This window comes from Ralstonia sp. VS2407, from assembly GCF_052950655.1.
Map to the genome: position 1 here is coordinate 93293 of NZ_JBRFVG010000001.1, position 16311 is coordinate 109603.

Annotated in this window: 17 protein-coding genes; 16 read left to right on the forward strand and 1 reads right to left on the reverse strand. The window is 55.1% G+C overall.

Features of this window, described 5'->3' with window-relative positions:
* On the reverse strand, positions 1 to 846 hold the full coding sequence (locus ACU8YE_RS00430; protein ID WP_446927874.1) for a symmetrical bis(5'-nucleosyl)-tetraphosphatase: 846 nt from the start codon (positions 844 to 846) through the stop codon (positions 1 to 3).
* A 222-nt stretch (positions 847 to 1068) separates the two neighbouring features.
* On the opposite strand from ACU8YE_RS00430, the gene rfbB reads away from it, so the two are divergent.
* From rfbB to ACU8YE_RS00510, 16 genes are all read left to right on the forward strand, one after another.
* Positions 1069 to 2133 (forward strand): dTDP-glucose 4,6-dehydratase, encoded by a 1065-nt coding sequence (gene rfbB, locus ACU8YE_RS00435; protein WP_446927875.1) that lies wholly within the window; start codon positions 1069 to 1071, stop codon positions 2131 to 2133.
* Positions 2123 to 3040 carry a dTDP-4-dehydrorhamnose reductase gene (rfbD, locus tag ACU8YE_RS00440; protein WP_316878528.1) on the forward strand — a complete coding sequence of 306 codons (918 nt, stop codon included), beginning with the start codon at positions 2123 to 2125 and terminating at the stop codon, positions 3038 to 3040. Before rfbB ends, rfbD begins: the two co-directional genes overlap by 11 nt.
* Before the next feature lie 78 nt (positions 3041 to 3118).
* Positions 3119 to 3676, forward strand: coding sequence for a dTDP-4-dehydrorhamnose 3,5-epimerase (gene rfbC / locus ACU8YE_RS00445; protein WP_446927876.1), 558 nt, complete (start codon positions 3119 to 3121; stop codon positions 3674 to 3676).
* Between the two features lie 127 nt (positions 3677 to 3803).
* Entirely contained in the window at positions 3804 to 4904 is a 1101-nt protein-coding gene (locus ACU8YE_RS00450; protein WP_446927877.1) for an MraY family glycosyltransferase, read from the forward strand.
* Between the two features lie 425 nt (positions 4905 to 5329).
* Positions 5330 to 5737 (forward strand): MarR family EPS-associated transcriptional regulator, encoded by a 408-nt coding sequence (locus ACU8YE_RS00455; protein ID WP_446927878.1) that lies wholly within the window; start codon positions 5330 to 5332, stop codon positions 5735 to 5737.
* 87 nt (positions 5738 to 5824) lie between these two features.
* Positions 5825 to 6805, forward strand: coding sequence for an NAD-dependent 4,6-dehydratase LegB (locus tag ACU8YE_RS00460; RefSeq protein ID WP_446927879.1), 981 nt, complete (start codon positions 5825 to 5827; stop codon positions 6803 to 6805).
* Between the two features lie 15 nt (positions 6806 to 6820).
* On the forward strand, positions 6821 to 7972 hold the full coding sequence (locus ACU8YE_RS00465) for a LegC family aminotransferase (RefSeq protein ID WP_446927880.1): 1152 nt from the start codon (positions 6821 to 6823) through the stop codon (positions 7970 to 7972).
* A complete protein-coding gene (gene neuC / locus ACU8YE_RS00470; RefSeq protein ID WP_446927881.1) occupies positions 7969 to 9132 on the forward strand; it encodes a UDP-N-acetylglucosamine 2-epimerase in 1164 nt (387 codons plus the stop codon). Before ACU8YE_RS00465 ends, neuC begins: the two co-directional genes overlap by 4 nt.
* Entirely contained in the window at positions 9129 to 10208 is a 1080-nt protein-coding gene (neuB, locus tag ACU8YE_RS00475; RefSeq protein WP_446927882.1) for an N-acetylneuraminate synthase, read from the forward strand. The genes neuC and neuB overlap by 4 nt, the downstream gene beginning before the upstream one ends.
* Entirely contained in the window at positions 10205 to 10846 is a 642-nt protein-coding gene (locus ACU8YE_RS00480; RefSeq protein ID WP_446927883.1) for an acetyltransferase, read from the forward strand. The genes neuB and ACU8YE_RS00480 overlap by 4 nt, the downstream gene beginning before the upstream one ends.
* On the forward strand, positions 10847 to 11896 hold the full coding sequence (locus ACU8YE_RS00485) for a nucleotidyltransferase family protein (RefSeq protein ID WP_446927884.1): 1050 nt from the start codon (positions 10847 to 10849) through the stop codon (positions 11894 to 11896). It abuts the gene before it with no gap.
* A complete protein-coding gene (locus ACU8YE_RS00490) occupies positions 11893 to 12822 on the forward strand; it encodes a Gfo/Idh/MocA family protein (protein WP_446927885.1) in 930 nt (309 codons plus the stop codon). The genes ACU8YE_RS00485 and ACU8YE_RS00490 overlap by 4 nt, the downstream gene beginning before the upstream one ends.
* On the forward strand, positions 12819 to 13538 hold the full coding sequence (locus ACU8YE_RS00495) for an acylneuraminate cytidylyltransferase family protein (RefSeq protein ID WP_316878191.1): 720 nt from the start codon (positions 12819 to 12821) through the stop codon (positions 13536 to 13538). Before ACU8YE_RS00490 ends, ACU8YE_RS00495 begins: the two co-directional genes overlap by 4 nt.
* Complete coding sequence (locus tag ACU8YE_RS00500) at positions 13535 to 14326, forward strand: oxidoreductase (RefSeq protein ID WP_446927886.1); 792 nt, start codon at positions 13535 to 13537, stop codon at positions 14324 to 14326. Before ACU8YE_RS00495 ends, ACU8YE_RS00500 begins: the two co-directional genes overlap by 4 nt.
* Before the next feature lie 19 nt (positions 14327 to 14345).
* Positions 14346 to 15320, forward strand: coding sequence for a hypothetical protein (locus ACU8YE_RS00505; protein ID WP_446927887.1), 975 nt, complete (start codon positions 14346 to 14348; stop codon positions 15318 to 15320).
* Between the two features lie 15 nt (positions 15321 to 15335).
* A complete protein-coding gene (locus ACU8YE_RS00510) occupies positions 15336 to 16310 on the forward strand; it encodes a Gfo/Idh/MocA family protein (RefSeq protein ID WP_446927888.1) in 975 nt (324 codons plus the stop codon).
* Position 16311 lies beyond the last annotated feature (1 nt).

Consider the following 16311-nt stretch of genomic DNA (forward strand, 5'->3'; position numbering starts at 1 on the left):
CTACTTCTTTTTGTGCGCGAGCGGGTCCTGCGCCTGCTCGCAATCCACTTGGACCACGTCACGACCGGCCGGCGCCAACGACAGCTTCGCCGCTGTCAGCTTGCCCCCCCACACGCAGCCGGTGTCCAAGCCCATCACATCGTCGCGCATCACGAGCCCGCGTGTGGACCAATGCCCAAACACGATGGGTGTGCCGCGTGTGCGGCGGCCCGGCACGTCGAACCACGGCATGTGGCCATCCGGCGCGCCATCGGCATCCGTCGTTTCGAACTCCATCGTGCCATCTGGCTTGCAGAAGCGTAGGCGCGTGAGAGCATTGATGGTCAGACGCAGCCGATCCATGCCGACGAGATCGTTGCTCCACTTGGCCGGATGGTTGCCGAAGGCATCGGCCAGGAAGGTTTTCCAATGTGGGCTACGCAACTCGCGCTCCACCGCGCTGGCTAGCTCCAGCACATCGCCTGTTGTCCACTGAGGCAGGACGCCGGCGTGCACCATCAGGAAGCTGTTTTCGAAGATGGCCAGCGGCTGGTGTCGTAGCCAGGTGATGAGTTGGTCGCTATCGGGGGCGGAGAGGATGTCGGCGATGGTGTCTCGCTTGCCGGGTCTCCGTACGCCTGCCGCCACCGCAAGCAGATGGATGTCGTGGTTGCCGAGGACGGTGTGTGCGCGTCCTGATTCGCAAAGGGCGATGACCTGACGTAGCGTAGCCAGCGAGTCGGGGCCGCGGTTGATGAGGTCGCCGACGAAGCGGAGCGGGGCGTTGGCGGGGAGAGAGGCCAGCAGCGACTGGAGGGGGGAGCAGCAGCCTTGGAGGTCGCCGATGGCGTGGGGGGTGATAGACACTGTGCTTTTAGAGGCAGGTCACCGCCCAGCGAACCGCCGGGCCGAAGACTTCAATTGTGTTACAGCATGCTACAAAAAGATGACGCCTATCGGCGGGGCTTACCTTGGGGTCGGATAGAATACGGCACTTCCAATCGTCTGTAATATTCCGTGCCCTCCGATGGGGATATTGCGCGGAACGGCAATGCGCGTGGCTGGGCCCGCAACAAGGAGCACAGAGTTTTGTCTCACATCCTCGTCACCGGCGGTGCCGGTTTCATCGGCGGCAACTTTGTCCTGAATTGGCTGGCGAATCCTGACGCGGACGAAGTCGTGAATGTCGACAAGCTGACCTATGCGGCTACCCCCAAAACGCTGGCGTCGTTAGAAGGCGATCGGAGGCACGTGTTTTTGCAAGCGGACATATGCGATCGTTCCGCGCTCGATGGTCTTTTCGCGCAGTACAGACCGCGCGCCGTCGTCCATCTCGCGGCAGAGAGTCACGTGGACCGGTCAATCGATAGCCCAGGTGATTTCATCCGGACGAACGTAATCGGCACATTTAATCTGCTCGAAGCTGCCCGCACCTACTGGGTCGAGCTCGACGTCGCCAGCAAGGCTCAATTTCGGTTCTTGCACGTCTCGACTGACGAAGTCTTCGGCTCACTGGGACCCGGCGATCCGCCGTTTTCTGAAACCAGGCCGTATGCGCCCACAAATCCGTATTCAGCGTCCAAAGCGTCGGCAGATCATTTGGTGCGTGCGTGTCACCATACATATGGCTTGCCAATCCTGATAACGAACTGCTCCAACAACTTCGGTCCCTATCAGTTCCCGGAGAAGTTGGTGCCGCTGATGATTGCCAACGCGCTCGGAGGTAGACCGCTGCCGGTCTATGGGGACGGACAAAACGTGCGCGACTGGCTATATGTGGACGATCATTGTGCTGCCCTCCGCGGGGTGCTGGCGCGCGGCCGTGTAGGCGAGACGTATAACGTTGGAGGCTGGAACGAGAAGACCACTCTGGCAGTGGTTCAGGCACTGTGCGATCTGCTGGATCGCTTCAAACCGCGAGCTGCGGGCTCGTACCACGACCAGATCAAGTTTGTGAAGGACCGACCGGGCCACGATCGTCGCTACGCGGTCGACTGCCGCAAGCTGGAACGCGAAATCGGCTGGAAGCCCAGCGAGACGTTCGAAACCGGGCTCCGCAAGACGGTGCGGTGGTATCTGGATAACCAAGCCTGGGTGCAGGATGTGATGTCCGGTGAGTATCGAATCTGGATGGCGAAGCAATATGCATCTTAGTGGGGATGCCATTCCGAAGTTTCTGATCACAGGATCCGACGGCCAAGTCGGTTTTGAACTTCGCCGTAGTTTTGCTCCGCTGGGGGAGGTTATCGCGCTTGATCGGACGGGCTGTGATTTGAGCAAGCCCGACGTGCTGCGCCAATTGATTCGCGAGCATCGTCCCGGCGTGATCGTCAATGCGGCTGCTTATACTGCGGTGGACAGGGCAGAAAGTGATTCGGACGCTGCTTTCGCGGTCAACGGCGTAGCCGTAGGCATACTGGCCGAAGAGGCGCACGCCTTGGGCAGCTTGCTGGTGCATTACAGTACTGACCACGTTTTTGACGGTGCCAAAGCTGACGCCTATGTTGAGACAGATGCCGTCAATCCGTTGTCCGTCTACGGCAGAAGCAAGCTCGCAGGCGAGCGGGCGATTGCGGCTACGGGCGCCACCGCGTTGGTGCTGCGGACCTCGTGGGTGGCTGGCGCTCATGGCGACAATTTCGCCAAGACCATGTTGAGGCTCGGCCGCGAACAGAAAAATCTGCGTGTGATCTCTGATCATTTCGGTGCGCCGACCACTGCGGGACTGATCGCCGACGTGACGGCACAGATCGTCGCGCGCCGTTGGCTCGCAGCCGACCGATCGAGTTTCCCCTGCGGCACTTATCACTTAGCGGCTGGTGGCGAGACAACATGGTACGGCTATGCAACCGAAGTGCTGCGCTATGCGGCTATGCGGGGCGTCGAATTGAAAGTCGATATTTCGGACATCGAAGCCATTCCCTCATCCGCATATCCGCAGGCGGCCGTACGTCCGGCAAACTCGCGCCTGAATACGCATAAACTGCGCAAAGCATTTGATCTCTACCTTCCGGACTGGCACCTCGGCATCTGCCACTTGCTTGACCAACTTCTTTCTTGAATTAGAGATTGGTTAACTCACGGACCAAAGACGGACGGTATCAATACATATGCTTGCTGACGGGCGACGGAATTCTAGATGAAGGCGGTATCTACAGAAATCGACGGTGTACTGATTATTGAGCCTAAAGTCTTTGAGGACGCGCGCGGTTTCTTTTTTGAGAGTTTCAACCAGAGGATTTTTGGTGATCTCACTGGCGTCACGGAGTTATTCGTCCAAGACAATCATAGTCAAAGCGCTAAGGGTGTGCTGCGGGGCCTCCACTATCAAATTGAGCAACCGCAGGGAAAGCTTGTCCGAGTAATGCGAGGCGCTGTTTTTGACGTGGTCGTGGATATCCGAGTGGATTCTCCGACTCTGGGTCGCTGGGTTGCGACTGAACTCACCGAAGAGAATCGTCGTCAAGTATGGGCCCCTGCCGGCGTTGCACATGGTTATCTCGTTCTCTCTGAAATCGCCGATTTGATCTACAAGACTACCGACTACTACGCGCCCCAATTCGAGCGTTGCATTCGATGGGATGATATAAGTCTCGATATCGCCTGGCCGCTGCAAAAACATGGAATACTGGCTCCGCTGCTGTCGGAGAAAGATAAGAGAGGCTTGAGCTTCCTTGAACAGCTATCCGCGAGATGAATCCCCTTTTTTTTGGGGTGTGCCGCTATAGGGAAGAATCGATATGGCATAAGGCATGGTTTGATGATGATTGGGGGGGGAATTAGATGGAATTGCTCATGATGATTAAATTTGATTCGAGGGAAGGGTGATTAATTTAATTGTTGCTTTTGCGCTTTCTTTTGTTTGTACCATGATGCTGGTTCGGCATGCGCATCTTCATGAACATTTCTCCGCAGACTGGGATCTCGGAGGAGTGCAAAAGAATCATGCGCATCCGGTACCACGTGTTGGAGGGATTGGTATTTTCCTAGGCATTGTGAGCGCTATCGGAACCTGCCTAGTCCGAGGGCAGCCAGGTCTCGCTTGGGATATGGCGCTATTGGTGATATGCGCTTCAGTAGCCTTTCTTGCTGGACTGATAGAGGACTTAACGAAGAAAGTTTCGCCAAGAGAGAGGCTGCTCGCTACAATGGTTGCCGGCTTGCTGGCGAGCTGGTTGCTTCACGCATGGATTCCGCGTGTTGATATCGCATGGGTGGACGCTTATCTCGCGATTCCGATTGTGGCAATTGTTCTGACGTCCGTTGCCGTTGCTGGGCTTGCCAATGCAGTAAATATCATTGATGGGTTCAATGGACTCGCGTCGATGGTGGCAATGTTGATGCTGTTGTCGATAGCGTATGTTGCGTTTCAGGTTGGGGATGTGCTGGTTTTGACGATTGCGTTCGCAGTTGTTGGTGCTATTCTAGGATTCTTTATTTGGAACTATCCTGCCGGAACGATTTTCCTGGGGGATGGTGGGGCTTATCTCATTGGATTCATGATGGCGGAGCTCTCAGTTCTTGTAATTATGAGAAATCCGACGGTTTCTGCGTGGTATCCGGTGCTGATGTTCATTTACCCGATATTTGAGACCCTCTTTTCGATCTATCGGAGGCGAGTGTTGAGAGGGCGCCCTGCAGGGTATCCTGATGGGGTACATCTGCATACACTCGTGTACAAGAGACTGATGCGGTGGGCCATTGGAAGTCGAGATGCCAAACATCTGTTGCGGCGTAATTCGATGACAGCGCCATATTTGTGGCTTTTAAGTTTGTTGGCGGTCATTCCCGCGACGATTTTTTGGAATAACAGATTGGTATTGAACGTATTCACTTCGATGTTCGTTGTGGTCTATGTTTGGCTTTATTGGAGTATCGTTCGATTCAAATCTCCGCGATGGATGATTATTAAAAAGGGCCGGTGAGTCACACGCTGCACTGGCATGCACGCCGGGACGGCCTGCAACCATTGCATTGATATTGTGCGTGGACGCTGTGAGTGACCGGCCGCGCCGGGGAAACGCTTGGATGCGGCTTCCCCTCGAGTGGCCGTTCCCGTCTGCTGGGTTTGGTCGTGCGTTCGTGGTGCTGCGGACCGATCACAGGTGGTTATGCATCATTAATCGTCCCGGGTGCGCCGAAGAGCACTACCTTCTAAGTTGGTCATTGCGCGTCGCATAGGAAACGTCGGCAGTGCACCCGCTGATGCTGGGAGTTCAGCGATGCAGCACGCATTCGAACTAACGCGAAACATTCCGTAATTCGGTATAGACCCTGCAGTCTCGCGTTAGTACAATGTTCAAGTTCTTACAGAACCTTACTTTGTGGCCGCCGCCGCTTGTGGGGCGTGATGTGGCTCCATGATGGCGTGCCCGCAAATTTCCATCGCATCTTACAGAAGACGCTCGTCTATCTCATGACAAGTCGCCAAGCAAAACTGCAGGAAGACACCTATTTCCGGGTTATGCACATCCTGCAAGAAAACCCGGATATCACTCAGCGCGAATTGGCAGAGAGATTGGGAATCAGCGTTGGCGGACTGAACTACTGCCTCAAAGCCCTCACGGAGAAAGGGTTGGTGAAAATGAAGAATTTTGCCCATTCGAAAAACAAGTTTGGCTATGTCTATGTGCTGACGCCAAGTGGTTTGGCTGAAAAGGCAGCCATTACTCATCGCTTCCTGCAGCGTAAGATGGAAGAGTATGAGGCGTTGAGGGCGGAAATCGAGGCGCTCAAAAGCGAATTTGAGGCGAATTAAGATGCTTCTGTGCAGAATGGTGAGCCAGGCGATTTTTCCAAGTCAATAAAATCGAATAATTTCGGGCAGAAAAAGGACATCGATCATATGAAAACTGTTTTAGTTACCGGGGCTGACGGATTTATCGGATCTCATCTCACGGAGCTGCTTGTCACACAAGGCTACAAGGTCAAGGCTCTGTGTCAGTACAACTCCTTCAATTATTGGGGCTGGCTTGAAGATGTTAATTGCCGCGCCAAAATCGAGGTGTTAAACGGAGATGTACGTGACCCGCACTATTGTAAGTACATCACGAAAGGTGTTGACACCGTCTTTCACCTCGCTGCATTAATTGCTATCCCGTATTCCTATGTGGCGCCTGATAGCTACGTTGATACTAACGTTAAGGGAACGCTCAATATTTGCCAAGCGGCGCTGGAAAACGGGGTGAAGCGCGTAATTCACACATCAACTAGTGAAGTGTACGGCACGGCGCAGTACGTGCCTATAGATGAAAAGCATCCGTTGCAGCCGCAGTCACCTTACAGCGCCTCCAAGATCGGAGCTGACGCGATGGCAATGAGCTTCTTCAACGCGTTTGATCTGCCGCTGACCATTGCGCGGCCGTTTAACACCTATGGCCCGCGTCAGTCCGCACGCGCGGTGATTCCTACCATCATTACCCAGATCGCTAGCGGCAAGAAACAGATACAGCTTGGCGACGTAACCCCGACTCGCGATTTCAACTACGTGGCGGATACTTGTCGCGGCTTCGTATCGCTTGCAGCGTGTGATGAAGCGATCGGCCAGACCGTGAATATCGGCTCGAATTTCGAGATTTCAGTTGGCGATACCCTGAATCTGATCCGTGAACTCATGAACAGCGATGTGGAGTTTTTGACTGACGATCAGCGGATTCGTCCTGGCAAATCGGAAGTGTTTCGCTTGTGGTGTGATAACACGAAAATTCGCGAGCTGACAGGGTTCGAGCCCCAATACAGTATTCGCGATGGCCTTGCAGCGACGATCGCCTGGTTTACTCGTCCCGAGAATTTCGCTAAGTACAAGGCTGACATCTATAACGTTTGATTTCCGGCCCACACCATGTTTGACGCTCTCATTCACTTCATCCGTGAGCATTACCACAGCAACGACTTTATTCCGTTACACGCTCCGGTGTTTACTGGCCGTGAGCGAGAGTATGTTACGGAGACAATCGACTCGACATTCGTTTCGAGTGTCGGGGCGTTTGTGGACCGTTTCGAGTCGGACATGGCGAGCTATACGGGAAGCCAGCGGGCCGTTGCAACCGTCAACGGTACTGCAGCTCTACATGTCTCCCTATTGTTGGCTGGTGTGCAGCCTGGTGACTTGGTTGTTACTCAACCACTGACGTTTGTGGCCACGTGCAATGCGATAGCGTATTGCAATGCAGAACCTCTCTTTGTCGATGTTGATCGCCATACGCTTGGCTTGTCGCCGTCGGCTCTGGAGGGTTGGCTCGAGGAACATGCTTCTCGTGATGATATTGGAGTTTGCCGAGCAAAGAGTTCTGGGAAGGCGATCAGAGCCTGCGTGCCCATGCATACCTTTGGTCACCCCGTGGATCTCGACGGCCTGATGGCCGTCTGTTCCCGCTGGAATCTGGTTCTCGTCGAGGATGCGGCGGAATCCCTGGGCAGCTTCTACAAAGGTCGCCATACCGGCACTTTTGGTCGTCTTGGCACCCTCAGCTTTAATGGCAACAAGATCATCACCACCGGTGGTGGCGGCATGATCTTGGCGGATGACGAGCTTGGTGTTCGCGCCAAACACCTCACGACCACCGCCAAACGACCGCACCCTTACGAGTATGTCCACGACGAGGTGGGGTACAACTATCGATTGCCAAACATCAATGCAGCTCTTGGTTGCGCCCAGCTCGAACAGCTAGACGGGTTCGTTGCACTGAAGCGGCAGTTGGCAGCGCGCTATCAAGAGTTATTGAAGGACAGTGGTCTGCGGTTTGTCACTGAACCGGAGGGATGCCGTTCCAATTATTGGCTTAACGCCGTTATCTGTGATGATCGCGCGCAGCGCGATACCCTTCTCAAGACGACCAACGAGCAGGGTGTGATGACACGACCGATTTGGGCGTTGATGAGTCGGCTACCGGCCTACGCGCACTGTTGCAAGGGCGATCTGACCAATGCGGAATGGCTTGAAGCACGGGTGGTGAATTTGCCGAGCAGCGTCTTGTCGGAGAGCAAGCCGTGACGCGCCGGATTGCCGTTTTCACTGGGACACGAGCTGAATATGGCTTGCTGTACTGGCTGATGAAGGATATTCAGGCCAGCCCGTTGCTCGATTTGCAGGTCATTGTCAGCGGCATGCATCTTTCGCCTGAATTCGGCGAGACCTGGAAGCTTGTAGAGGCGGACGGTTTCCCGGTAGATGCGAAGGTGGAGATGCTTCTGTCTTCGGATACCTCGGTCGGCGTGGTCAAATCAATGGGTCTTGGCACGATCGGCTTTGCCGATGCGCTCGATCGCCTCAAGCCCGATATGCTGGTCGTTCTTGGTGACCGTTTCGAGGCCTTGGCTGTAGTCCAGGCTGCGCTCATCATGCGTGTGCCGGTCGCTCACTTGCACGGCGGGGAAATCACCGAAGGTGCCTATGATGACGCCATCAGGCATGCCATCACCAAGATGGCCAGTCTGCACTTCACCGCTGCAGAAGCATATCGGCGGCGCGTGATTCAGATGGGGGAGCTTCCCAGTACCGTTTTCAATGTTGGTGCGCTAGGACTTGATCATCTGGTTCGTACTCAGCCGATGAGTTGCGACGAACTGGTTGCGAGCTTGGGTTTTCCGTTGCATCAGCCCTATTTCCTGGTCACGTACCACCCGGTCACCCTTGCCGAAGAAGACCCCGTGGTGAGCTTCAAGGCCCTGTTGGCGGCGATTGATCATTTCCCCGATCATCACGTCATCCTTACCTATCCGAACGCGGATAACGGTGGCCGCGCCCTGATCCCGATTTTGGAGGATTATGCCCTTCGCCACCCTGACCGGGTCTTGGCAATCCCTTCACTGGGTTTTCGTCGCTATCAATCCGCGCTCAGTCGAGCCGCGGCCGTAATCGGCAATTCATCCAGTGGAATCATTGAAGCGCCGGCGTTTGGTGTGCCAACGGTGAATATCGGCGCCCGTCAGACTGGGCGCTTGGCAGCAGAGTCGGTGCTGAATTGTTCTCCTGACGTTCAGTCGATATGCCAAGCGATCTCCAGAGCGTTGTCAGTTGACTTTAAGGCAAGTTGCCATGGCGTCGCCAATCCCTATGGTGGGGGCAATGCTGCGCAGCAAGTCGTGCGTCTCCTAGAGGAGACACACGGTCCTTTCCATAAGCATTTCCATGACGTGGAGTTTCGGCCATGAGGGCAAACAGCGTTTATGTCATTGCCGAAGCCGGCGTCAACCATAACGGTCAGCGTGACTTGGCGTTTGCTCTTGTAGATGCTGCCGCCGAAGCCGGTGCTGACGCCGTCAAATTCCAGACATTCGATGCGGAGAAGCTCGCATCCAGAAGCGCCCCGAAGGCTGCGTATCAGAAGCAAACCACTGACGCCGCTGAAAGCCAGCTCGCCATGCTGAAGAAGCTTGAGCTACAGCGTGACTGGCATGTTGAGCTACAGGAGCACGCTCACAGCAAAGGGATTGATTTTCTGTCCACCGCGTTCGATCTGGATAGCCTCGCTTTTCTGGTCGAGCTCGGGATGCCTCTATTCAAGGTTCCATCCGGCGAACTGACCAATGGTCCATTGCTTTGGCATTTTGCGCGCACGGGCAAGCCGATCGTTTTGTCAACGGGTATGGCGACGCTTTCTGAAGTTGAGCAGGGGCTCGCCATTATTGCTCACGCCCTTCAGGCCGAAACTGAACCTGCTTGCATCGAAGACGTTTGGAAAGGCTGGGCCAATGCCAATTGGCGTACGCGGCTGCAGGGGCATGTCACAATTTTGCATTGCACGTCGCAGTACCCCACGCCTTTCAACGAGGTCAACCTTCGCGCAATGGATACATTGGCAGCGTCTTTCGGGTTGGAGGTGGGCTATTCCGATCATACGGAAGGCACCTTGATTCCGGTTGCTGCGGTGGCCCGCGGGGCTCGGCTGATCGAAAAGCACTTCACCCTGGACCGCACCCTTCCAGGACCGGACCACAAGGCATCTCTGGAGCCAGCGGAGCTGACCCAGATGGTGCGCGATATCCGCCTTCTGGAGGTCGCGCTGGGCGATGGCAGCAAGGCGCCGCAACCCAGTGAGTGGGACACGCGTCAAGCGGCTCGCCAGCAAGTGGTGGCTGCCCGCCCCATTGCCGCCGGTACCACGTTCGATCGGGCCGATCTGACCACATCCCGTTGTGGCCGTGGTCTGGGACCAAACGTCCTTTGGGAGCTCGTTGGCAAGCCCTGTCAGCGCGCGTATGAACTAGGGGAGATCATCGAAAGATGAGCGTTGCAGCCGTCATCGTGGTCGGGGCCGGCGGACATGCTGTGGTCGTAGCTGACGCATTGCTCGCGAGCGGCCGGTCGGTTGTGGGGTTTGTCGATCCTGCCCCCGGTATGCAAGGGCGTTCGATGTGCGGGCTACCCGTGCTGGGGGGCGATGAAATTCTGACTCAGCACAATCGTTCGGAGGTGGTGCTGGCGAATGGAATCGGGGGAGTCGGAGATTCGTCGGTGCGGAGGCGCGTGCAGCAGCGGCTGGTGGATTTAGGGTGGCGATTTGTCGGTGTGATACATCCTTCGGCAATCGTGTCGCCATTTGCAGCCATGGCAGCAGACACGCAGTTACTGGCACGAGCGGTGGTTCAGCCCAATGCGTCGATAGAGGAGGGCTGCATCGTAAATACGGGAGCCATCGTTGAACACGATGCCTTGCTGGGGGCTTGGTCCCACGCTGCGCCGGGATCGACGATCTGCGGTGGTGTGCAAGTGGGCGAGAGCTGCCATGTAGGAGCCGGGGCGGTGGTGATGCAAGGAATTCAACTGGGACCACGGACCATTGTGGGCGCAGGTGCCGCCGTGGTAAGAGATTTTGAAGGGTCTGGAACGTTGGTGGGCGTGCCGGCACGCAAGTTGGAGATCTGAATGAGGCAATGGGAACAGACACTGATTGGCCCGGAAAAGACGCTGCGGGAAGCGCTGGAGTGTATCGACCGCTGCGGTTGTCAAATGGCGCTAGTCGTAGATAGCGATCGGAAACTGTTAGGCATCCTGACCGACGGCGACGTTCGTCGAGGGCTTTTGAAGGGCATGTCACTTGAGGACGCTGTATTCGGTGCCATGAGGCCTAACCCGAACTGTGCCCGTGATGACGATGATCGCGCCACGATCCTCAGCATGATGCGCAAACTGGGCGTTCATCATATCCCGGTGCTCGACCGCAACGGCGTTCTTGTCGGCCTTGAAATGGTCGAAGATTTCCTGCTGCCGCGCCCCCGAGAAGAGTGGGTGATTGTGATGGCCGGTGGCCTGGGAACACGTCTAAAGGACCTGACCCGAGACACGCCCAAGCCGATGCTTAAGGTCGGATCGCGCCCCTTACTTGAGACTATTGTTCTTAATTATGCGGATCAAGGTTTTCGGAAGTTCTACTTCGCCGTGAACTACAAGGCTGAGCAGATCGAAAATTACTTTGGCGATGGAGCCGCTCTGGGTTTGGAAATTCGATATGTCAAAGAAACCAAGCGCATGGGAACTGCTGGAGCTCTTTCTCTTCTACCCGAGAGGCCCGATCACCCTGTGATTGTCACCAACGCCGATTTGCTGACCAAACAAGATTTTGGCCGGATGATGGATCTACATATCGAGTCCGGGGCTGATGCGACGGTTGGTGTTCGAGACTACGAAATGCAAGTCCCGTTCGGCGTGATTTCTGAGTCGGACGGACGCATGCAAGGTATTCAAGAGAAGCCTATTCATAGTTTTAACGTTAGTGCCGGGATCAATATCCTGTCTCCCAGTGCCCTCGACCTGGTTCCGAGAGAACAGTTTTTCGATATGCCGTCGCTATTCGAATCCATGCTGTGTCAGGGTATGCATGTCCGAGTACACAAGGTGGACGGCTATTGGCTGGATATCGGACGTTTGCACGACTACGAGAAAGCAAATTCCGACTTCCACAAGGAGTTTCCTTGAACATCGTTACTGAACCACGATGTGTGGTCGTTGGCTATGGCTCAATTGGATCTCGCCACACCCGTATCCTTCAGGAGCTGGGCTGCAACGTTGCCGTGGTCAGCCGGCGAGCGCTCGAAGGGTTTGTTGTCTACTCCAGCCTGGCCGAGGCAGTGCAACATCACAAGCCTGAATATGTCGTGATCGCCAATGAAACAGCGCTGCATCATGATGCGCTGTGCCAACTCGCTGCCGAGGGGTACCAAGGTGCGGTTTTGGTGGAAAAGCCACTGTTTGAATCCACATACGCTATGCCAGTGCATCGGTTTCGCTGCCTGAGCGTTGCTTACAACTTGCGGTTCCATCCTGTCATCGCGCGTTTGAAGGCTTTATTGGCGGATCAGCAGATTCTCTCAGTACATGGCTATGTCGGTCAGTATTTGCCAGACTGGCGACCGGGGACCGATTATAAAAACTCCTATTCGGCCAAGGCGGATATGGGGGGTGGCGTCTTGCTCGATTTGAGCCACGATCTGGATTATCTGGTGTGGATGTTCGGGGATTGGTTGCAGGTCACCGCCCTCGGCGGGCATCTGAGTCCCTTGGAAATAACCAGCGACGATAGTTTTACTTTGTTAATGAGCCTATCTCGCTGCCCAATCGCTGCGATTCAGCTTAATTATCTTGATCGCCGGGGGAGGCGCCGGCTGGTTGTCAACACCGCCAACCATACCTATGAGGCTGACCTGATACAGAACAGGCTCCTGATCGATCGGACGGAGGAGGTGTTTACGGTGGAACGCGATGACACTTACCGCTCAATGCATATGGCGATGCTGAAGGAAACGACCGACGCTTCTTGTTCTATCGACCAGGCGTTGTCGACCATGCGTCTCATTGACGCATCTCGCCGGTCAAATCAAAAGCGCGAATGGATAACGCAATGAAGCGAATCGGTTCTATCTGTGCCCGTGGTGGTTCCAAGGGCGTAAAGGGCAAGAATATCCGGCCGTTGCTCGGCAAGCCGCTGCTCGCATACAGCATTGAGCAGGCTCGGCAGTCGCGATTGTTCGATGCAATCGCGGTGAGCAGCGATTCGGAACACATACTGGAAACCGCACGACAGTATGGTGCCGACATCCTCGTGCAGCGCCCCGATGAGCTAGCCACAGATACGGCTGCAAAGCTGCCTGTGATCAGGCATTGTGTGGCAGAGTCGGAACGCATTTCGGGGTATGCGTTTGATGTCTGTGTCGACCTCGATGCCACGTCGCCGCTCCGCTCCGTCGACGATATCAGGCAGGCTGTTGCGCTTCTGGAATCCACGAGCGCGGGCAACGTCATTACGGCAATGCCAGCGCGGCGATCGCCCTATTTCAATCTGGTCGAGCTATCCGAAGAGGGGATCCCCCGATTGAGTAAGGTGTTGGAGCGACCCGTTGTAAGGCGGCAAGATGCTCCCGCTTGTTTTGACATGAATGCGTCCATTTATGTATGGACGCGTGCCGCCTTGTTTTCCGAACGCGGGCTGTTCAATCCGGACACGAGGCTGTATGTGATGCCTGAAGAGCGGTCGATCGACATCGACTCTGAGAACGACTTCGCGTTCGTCGAAGTGCTCATGCAGCGCGCGATTGCGCGCCCCAAAGGGGACGAGGAATGACCCAGATTCAGGAAAGGCCACAACTCAATGGGAAAGTAGTTGTGGTCACTGGTGGTGCAGGCTTGTTAGGCCGCACTTTCTGCCGCGCTATAGCCGCCGCTGGAGGTGTCGCTGTCATTGCGGACGTTGCGCTTGCAAACTCGCAAAGAGTTGCGGATGACATTTGTGCAACGTATTCTGGTGGTGCCCTTGCTGTAGAAATGGACATCACCAGCAAAGAGTCGATACACCAAGCAATCGAGATCATTCATCAGAAGTGCGGAATCATTGCCGCCATTGTGAACAATGCGTATCCCCGTAACGCCAATTACGGCCGCCGCGTTGAAGAAGTGACTTACGATGATTTTTGCCAAAACGTCGGCATGCACGCTGGAGGGTATTTTCTGGCAATGCAGCAGTTCTCCGCTTATTTTCGGGAGAACGGTGGAGGCAATATTATCAATATGTCGTCCATTTACGGCGTGATAGCGCCTCGCTTTGATGTATATCAAGATACGTCGATGACGATGCCCGTTGAGTATGCGGCTATCAAGGCTGGCGTGGTTCATCTCACAAAGTACTTTGCTCAGTATCTAAAGAGGCAAAATATCAGAGTGAATGCGATTAGCCCCGGGGGAATTCTGGATCGCCAGCCGACGGCATTCCTTGATAAATACCGAGAATATTGTGGTAGTAAGGGGATGATCGATAACGACGATGTGGTCGGGACATTGCTTTTCTTGTTGTCGGACTCTTCGCGCTATTTGACGGGTCAAAATATCGTCGTGGACGACGGATTTTCCCTATAAATTGATTTAAGAAGGCAGCATGTATTCTATTGCAGTAATTGGCGCGGGCCAGTTGGGCAGCCGACATCTTCAGGGACTGATTCGTCTGGATCTGGATAGCAAGATCTTTGTTGTCGACCCTTCGTCTGATTCCCTGAGGATCGCACAGAGCAGAGTGACGGAGATGGGCGCCCCAGGCGCCGCTGAGCGGGTTACGTATCACACTTCGCTCAGCGAACTGCCGGACCTTATTGACTATGGTGTGATCGCTACAGCCGCAGACGTGCGTCTCAGCGTACTGCAGAACTTGGTACGCGGTCGCTCAGTGCGGAATTTGCTGCTTGAGAAGGTGCTTTTCCAGCGTATTGGCGATTATCAGATCGCTTCGGATTTGCTCCAATGCACGGGAACGAAAGCATGGGTCAATTGCCCGCGGCGTGCTTTCCCCATTTATCACACAGTCCGGCAGTTCTTTGAAGGGCAGGTATTGCGCCATTTCCAGGTGCACGGTGGAAACTGGGGGCTGGGCTGCAATAGCATTCATTTCTTGGATCTACTGGGCTTCCTCACGGGCGAGGTTCCGCGAAATCTGTCGACTTCAGGCCTAGACCGGACGCTCACCGCCAGCAAAAGGGCAAACTTCTATGAGTTTACGGGAAGCTTGCGGGGCCAGTGCGGCGCTGCGGCTTTCAACATCACGTCAGTGCCCGAATCCAGTATGCGGTTGATGGTGACGATTCGCTCCGAAGGCCGCACCTGCTTTATCGACGAGGCTGGCGGCCAGGCTTTCTTCCATGATGGGGCTTTGCCAGAGCCGTGGTCCCAGCAGCGCTTCAGGAATCCGTTCGTGAGCGAGCAGAGCACTGCAATTGCATATGATGTCTTGGCCAATGGCCGGTCAGTGCTGACGACCTTCGCTGACTCTACTGCGTATCACCTGCCGCTAATCCAGGCGCTTGGCACCCACGCTGCTGACGTTCTCGGTACCCCCATCGACTTCTGCCCGATTACCTGAAATTCACACCGACTCATGAAATCTTCAAATATTTGGCTGATCGGCGCGGGTGCAATGGCCGTTGACTATGTCAAGGTTCTCACAGCGATGGACGCGACCGTTACCATCATCGGCCGCCGGGAAGAATCGGCGCTTCGCATGCAGGGGAAATGTGGCCTACCGGTGTTCACTGGCGGGCTGGATTCTTTCTTGGCAACGAATCCGGCCATGCCGGACGCGGCCATTGTTGCCGTAGGAGTCGAAGGTCTGGCATCGGTTGCGAAGCGATTGCTGGGTGCAGGGGTGAGGCGGGTGCTGTTGGAAAAGCCCGGAGCGCTGCATTACTCGGAGCTTCTGGCTTTACATGAACAGGCGCAATCTTCAAAGGCAGAAGTCGTTATTGGATACAACCGCAGAATGTACGCTGCGGTATTGGCTGCCCAGAAAATGATCGAGGAAGACGGTGGCGTTCAATCGATGCATTTTGAATTTACCGAATGGGGACATGTCATTGAGGGGCTATCAAAAGCTCCTGGCGTTAAGGAAGCGTGGCTGCTGGGTAATTCCACTCATGTGATTGATTTAGCATTTTATCTCGGCGGAAATCCGGTTGAGTTGCATGCTTTGAACAGCGGTAGCCTATCTTGGCATCCAACTTCAGCTGTGTTTGCGGGGTCGGGGCGCACTGACCGTGGCGTATTGTTCTCATATCAAGCCAACTGGGATGCACCTGGTCGTTGGGGTGTCGAGGTTCTGACGCGTCATCGGCGATTTATCTTCCGTCCAATGGAAGCGCTGCAGATCATGAAGCGAGGTTCAGTCGCAATCGAGACAGTTGCCATTGACGACGTCGAGGAAAAAGCCTTCAAGCCCGGCCTATACAGACAGGTGGAGAAATTCCTGGCAAAGGATGCCGATATCGGGCTTTGTTCGCTTGAAGAGCAGCTAGGTAAGTGGCCTATCTACGAAAAGATCGCAGGCTATAACTGCACGGATGGCATCGTTGCCTAAC

Coding starts and splice junctions, on each gene's coding strand:
- rfbD (WP_316878528.1), top strand. CDS start 2,123: ATGCATCTTAGTGGGGATGCCATTCCGAAGTTTCTGATCACAGGATCC.
- rfbC (WP_446927876.1), top strand. CDS start 3,119: ATGAAGGCGGTATCTACAGAAATCGACGGTGTACTGATTATTGAGCCT.
- ACU8YE_RS00455 (WP_446927878.1), top strand. CDS start 5,330: ATGTGGCTCCATGATGGCGTGCCCGCAAATTTCCATCGCATCTTACAG.
- ACU8YE_RS00460 (WP_446927879.1), top strand. CDS start 5,825: ATGAAAACTGTTTTAGTTACCGGGGCTGACGGATTTATCGGATCTCAT.
- ACU8YE_RS00465 (WP_446927880.1), top strand. CDS start 6,821: ATGTTTGACGCTCTCATTCACTTCATCCGTGAGCATTACCACAGCAAC.
- neuB (WP_446927882.1), top strand. CDS start 9,129: ATGAGGGCAAACAGCGTTTATGTCATTGCCGAAGCCGGCGTCAACCAT.
- ACU8YE_RS00480 (WP_446927883.1), top strand. CDS start 10,205: ATGAGCGTTGCAGCCGTCATCGTGGTCGGGGCCGGCGGACATGCTGTG.
- ACU8YE_RS00485 (WP_446927884.1), top strand. CDS start 10,847: ATGAGGCAATGGGAACAGACACTGATTGGCCCGGAAAAGACGCTGCGG.
- ACU8YE_RS00495 (WP_316878191.1), top strand. CDS start 12,819: ATGAAGCGAATCGGTTCTATCTGTGCCCGTGGTGGTTCCAAGGGCGTA.
- ACU8YE_RS00500 (WP_446927886.1), top strand. CDS start 13,535: ATGACCCAGATTCAGGAAAGGCCACAACTCAATGGGAAAGTAGTTGTG.
- ACU8YE_RS00505 (WP_446927887.1), top strand. CDS start 14,346: ATGTATTCTATTGCAGTAATTGGCGCGGGCCAGTTGGGCAGCCGACAT.
- ACU8YE_RS00510 (WP_446927888.1), top strand. CDS start 15,336: ATGAAATCTTCAAATATTTGGCTGATCGGCGCGGGTGCAATGGCCGTT.